General features: G+C 67.0%; 7 protein-coding genes and 1 pseudogene. 4 read left to right on the top strand and 4 right to left on the bottom strand.

Features of this window, described 5'->3' with window-relative positions; translation table 11 throughout:
• The 4 genes and pseudogenes from AC1DOC_RS21375 to AC1DOC_RS21390 all read left to right on the top strand — a co-directional run.
• Nucleotides 1-184: pseudogene (locus AC1DOC_RS21375) on the top strand (methionine ABC transporter ATP-binding protein); the annotation flags it as partial.
• Nucleotides 177-839: a methionine ABC transporter permease gene (locus AC1DOC_RS21380; protein WP_015866564.1), complete on the top strand. Its 663-nt coding sequence runs from the start codon at nt 177-179 to the stop codon at nt 837-839. The pseudogene AC1DOC_RS21375 and the gene AC1DOC_RS21380, both read left to right, overlap by 8 nt.
• A 36-nt stretch (nt 840-875) precedes the next feature.
• Complete coding sequence (locus AC1DOC_RS21385) at nt 876-1,697, top strand: MetQ/NlpA family ABC transporter substrate-binding protein (RefSeq protein ID WP_478079383.1); 822 nt, start codon at nt 876-878, stop codon at nt 1,695-1,697.
• A 237-nt stretch (nt 1,698-1,934) separates the two neighbouring features.
• On the top strand, nt 1,935-2,081 hold the full coding sequence (locus tag AC1DOC_RS21390) for a hypothetical protein (RefSeq protein ID WP_478079382.1): 147 nt from the start codon (nt 1,935-1,937) through the stop codon (nt 2,079-2,081).
• A 41-nt stretch (nt 2,082-2,122) separates the two neighbouring features.
• Here the strand turns inward: AC1DOC_RS21390 and AC1DOC_RS21395 are convergent, their stop codons facing one another.
• The 4 genes from AC1DOC_RS21395 to AC1DOC_RS21410 form a co-directional block, all read right to left on the bottom strand.
• Nucleotides 2,123-2,767 (bottom strand): methyltransferase domain-containing protein, encoded by a 645-nt coding sequence (locus AC1DOC_RS21395; RefSeq protein ID WP_478079381.1) that lies wholly within the window; start codon nt 2,765-2,767, stop codon nt 2,123-2,125.
• A gap of 106 nt (nt 2,768-2,873) precedes the next feature.
• Nucleotides 2,874-3,266: a DUF4150 domain-containing protein gene (locus AC1DOC_RS21400; RefSeq protein WP_478130444.1), complete on the bottom strand. Its 393-nt coding sequence runs from the start codon at nt 3,264-3,266 to the stop codon at nt 2,874-2,876.
• A gap of 28 nt (nt 3,267-3,294) precedes the next feature.
• The gene (locus AC1DOC_RS21405) at nt 3,295-3,933 is read right to left on the bottom strand and encodes a DUF3540 domain-containing protein (protein ID WP_478079380.1); all 639 of its coding nucleotides are present in this window, start codon (nt 3,931-3,933) and stop codon (nt 3,295-3,297) included.
• Nucleotides 3,934-3,995: 62 nt separating this feature from the next.
• Nucleotides 3,996-4,373, bottom strand: a 378-nt coding sequence (locus tag AC1DOC_RS21410; RefSeq protein ID WP_478130445.1) for a pentapeptide repeat-containing protein, incomplete at its 5' end; no start/stop codon positions are given.

The raw sequence follows: 4,373 nt of genomic DNA on the forward strand, positions 1-4,373 counted from the left end.
CCTGGAGAAGGGCCGGCTGGTGGAGCAGTTCGCTGTGGTCGATGCGCCGAGCGAAGAGCGCAAGACGGCGCTCGGCCGCGAGATCGACGAGCTGGTGCGCCGCCGCGAACGCGAGGCGCGCGAACCCATCGCGCCGCGCCCGCCGTCATTGCAGCGCAGCCCGCAGGAGGTGGCCTATGTTTGAGAACATCGCCCCCATCCTCCCCGAGCTGTGGGTGGCCACGGGCCAGACCTTCATGATGCTGGCCATCGGCCTCTCGGCCGCGGTGCTGATCGGCGGGCCGCTGGGCATCCTGCTGTTCCTGTTGGGGCCGGGCCAGTCGCTCGAGAACAAGCCGGCGTTCCTGGTGCTCAACTGGATCGTGAACACCGTGCGCTCGTTTCCTTTCATCATCTTGCTGGTGGCGCTGGTGCCGTTCACGCGGGTGATCGCGGGCACGTCCATCGGCCCGCTGGCGGCCGCGGTGCCGCTGTCGTTCGCGGCCATTCCGTACTTTGCGCGGCTGGTCGACCAGTGCCTGCGCGAAGTGCCGCGCGGCGTGATCGAGGCGGCGCATGCCATGGGCGCCTCGGAGCTGCAGATCGTCTGGCGCGTGCTGGTGGTCGAGGCGCGCTCCGGATTGGTGCTCGCGCTCACGGTGCTGGCGGTGAGCTTTCTCTCCTACTCGGCGATCGCCGGCGTGGTGGGCGGCGGCGGCATCGGCGACCTGGCCATCCGCTATGGCTACTACCGCTTCCAGACAGACGTGATGGTGCTCACCGTGGCGCTGCTCGTGGTGCTGGTGCAGATCCTGCAGTTCGTGGGCAACACCACGGCGCGTAGGCTGGACAAGCGTTGAATCTCTTTTTCTCTCGTTCCTTCTTTTTTTGATTTCATGAAAACCGCTCTGCTGCGCCGCTCCGTCCTTGCCCTGTCCCTGGTTGCCCTGTCGTTCGGCGGCCTTTCGTTGGCAGAGGCCCAGGAAGCCAAGAAGAACCTCGTGATCGGCGGCACCGCCGGCTCCAACATCGACCAGCTCAAGGCCGGCATCGTGCCCATCCTCGAGAAGAAGGGCTACAAGGTGAAGCTGGTCGAGTTCAACGACTACGTGCAGCCCAACCTCGCGCTCGCGCAGGGTTCGCTCGATGCCAACTTCTTCCAGCACCAGGTCTACCTGAAGAAGTTCTCGGCCGACCAGAAGCTGGACCTCGCCGAACTGGTGCAGGGCCCCATTGCGCCGCTGGGCGTGTACTCCACCAAGCGCAAGACGCTGGCTGAAGTGAAAGAGGGCGACCGCTTCACGCTGCCCAACGACCCGAGCAACCTGGCCCGCGCGCTGGTGCTGCTGGAGCAGAACAAGCTCATCACCATCAAGCCCGGCGTCGATCCGCTGCGCGCGTCCGAGAAGGACGTGGCCGAGAACCCGAAGAAGCTCAAGTTCATTCCGCTCGAGGCCGCGCAGCTGCCGCGCTCGCTGGGCGACACCGAGTACGCCATCGTCAATGGCAACTTCGCGATCTCGTCGGGCCTGAAGCTGAGCGAAGCCGTGGTGCTCGAGAAGACGCCCGACTACTACCTGAACGTGGTGGCCGTGAAGAGCGCGGACAAGAACGCGCCCTGGGCCAAGGACATTGCCGAGGCCTACCGCTCCAAGGAATTCAAGGCCGTGGTCGACAGCAAGTTCCAGGGCTACGCCAAGCCCAGCTTCCTGCAGTAGTTCCCCCAAGCAAAGGACGCCCCTCATGCCCGTGCTCGCCGTTTTCGATGCCGAAGGAAGCTGGCGCGACACGCATGTGTGCGACGGCTGGATCACCGAACACCTGGCGCGGCAAGGTGTGGCCTGGGGCCGCGAAGACGACGCACCGGAAGGCCAGCGGGTTCTCGACCGCGTGGGGCTTTCTACCTGCCCACGCAGGACGGCTACCTGGGCCTGCTGTTCGAGGCCGGTGAATGGGTGGCCCTGCCGGACGGCAAGCCGCATGTCTTCGACGCCGGCGAGGCGCATTCCTTCGATGGACTGCCCGCCGCACTGCCGCTGTTCGAGGCTTTCGTCGAACAAGTGCTGTCCCTCACGGGCAACGACGCCGACGACGAAGCGTGAACGAAAGCGTCCCCTGAGCGGCGGAAAGCCGGAGCGCGTGCCTACGCGCCGGAAGACGGATGGCCGCGCAGTGTGTGCAGTTCGCGGCGCAGCGCCTCGGACTCCTGCTTGAGGGCAAGGATAGCCTCGTAGGCCTTGCCGAGCTCGCCTGACGCGCTGGCGGCCTGGGCCCGGAGTTCGTCGCGCTCCCGTTCGCAGTTCTGCAGCTGCTGCCGTGCCTGCGCCAGCGCGAGCATGTCGAAGGTTTCCGCGTGGTGGCGCAGGAGCTCCGTGGACTCGGCGTCGTATCCGTTCTGGGTTTCGCCGAAGTCCGCCAGCCGTCCCAGGCGCATGAGGGGTGGTCCGGGCCTGCGAAAGACCGCGACGAAATCGGCCCAGCCGGACGCCGCGGGGCGGGCGACGAAGGACTCGACCAGTTCGACTTCGACGCCCCGGCGCCGGCCCCATTCGACCATCGCCACACCGGCATCGGGATAGAAGCGCCAGCAATCGACCGGATACCGGTGAAACGCATGGTTGCTTGGCGCATTGACATAGAGCAGACCGCCGGGCCGCAGCAGACGCACGAGCTCCAGAAAAGTTTCCCAGAAGCAGGGGTCATGCTCGAGGGCCGAACTCGTGACGACCACGTCGGCGCAGGCGTCGGGCAGCGGCAGGGGGTCGCCCGGCGTGACCACCTTGTCCACGCCCCGGCCCGGCGCGGCATCGAGACCGAGATAGCTCGCCGATGTTCGTAGGCGGTGTCATGCATGGTTCATTTTGTCTCGCAGTTCGTGCGCAGCGCAATGGCTCTCAGGGCGAAAGAATCATCACCTTGCACTGGCTCGGCACGATGCGCATGCCCACCATGTTGCTGCGGTTCTGCGTGCTCAGGCTGGTCATGCGCGTGGCCGGCGTCCCCTTGATGAGCACGGTGAACGCGCCCGYCACGTGCCGCGACTGGCTCATGAAGGTCTGCGAGACGATGCCGCCGCCCGCCCCGGTGGTATCGCCCAGCGTGATCGGCGTGGTGGTTGCCATGTTGTGCGCGGGCATGCACATGAAGAGGATGTTCCACGCGTTGGGCACGGCCGTGGGGCCGAACGCCATGTTGGGGTAGGGAATGGGCGCCATCGCGGCGGGTGGGGTCTTGCAGACGTCGGGAAAGGCGAGGTCCATTCCCATCAGCTGGCAGTTGGCAAACATTGCGGTGCTCCTTTTGCTGCGGGCCGGGTCAGCCCATGTGGATCTGCGCGGCATCGACCTTCACGAGCTCGCTGGCCGTGACCACCGTGTGCCGGGCATGCAGGCGCGCCGTGCCGCCGGCTTCGCAGTCGAGATGGCCCACGCGGACCTGCTCGGTTTCGTCCACCACGCGCAGCGCGTTGCGCGCCATCTGCACGATGCGATCGGCCACCGATTCGAGGACGCGCCCGACCAGCCGCAGCCGCCCCACCGTGGCGTCGAGGGCCTGGCCGGTGAAGTGCAGGTCGTCGACGCGGCACTGTCCGCTCGCGGCCTGGAGCTTCCATTGCGCGGCGTGCATCTGGAGCTCGCCGCCACTGCGCAGCCGTACGTCGCCGGGGCTTTCGATCGAGAGGGCGCCTGATGTGTCGATGCGGCTGACCGCATCGTCCGCCTGTTCGAGCACGGCGATCAGGTACACCCGGGCTCCGTCCGGTCCGGACAGCAGCACGGTGTCGCCCACCTCGGGCCGCAGCAGGCAACTGGCGGCTCGGCGGCAGCGCCAGGTCCCGCCGTCCCCGTCGTCGACATCGAAATGCGCATCGGGCAGTGCGGCCGCCAGCCGCCCCACGAGATGAACCGGCGCAGCAGCTGCCGCAAGGGCGGGGCGCAGTGGAATGACATTCATGGCGGATTCCCTTCTTGATGTGGGTGTGGACGTCTGGAAAAGCGGGCGGGCGGTTGCGGGGCTCAGTGCGAGTCGGACCAGGCCTGTGCCTTGAAGAGTTCGGGCTCGTTGTCGATGATCCCGTCGCGGCTGGAAAACCGCGCGCCCTGCTGCTGGGCGCGGTGCAGGCGCGTGCGAAGGAAGTGCGCACCGCCCAGGTCGGCACCGGTCAGGTCGGCATATGAAAGATCGGCGTCCTGCATGTCGGCGTTGCGGAAGTTCGCGCCGGCGCAGCGCGCGCGGTGAAACACGCCGAGCGRCAAGCGGGCTTGCGAGAAGTCGGCGCGTTCCAGCAGAGCCCGGGCCCAGATCGACTGGTCGAAGCGCCCGCCGCTGCAGTTCGCATCGCTGAGGTCGGCTTCAGGGAACAGCGCCTGGCATGCGTCCGCGTTCGAGAAGCT

Source organism: Variovorax sp. 01T439_2 (assembly GCF_056398445.1).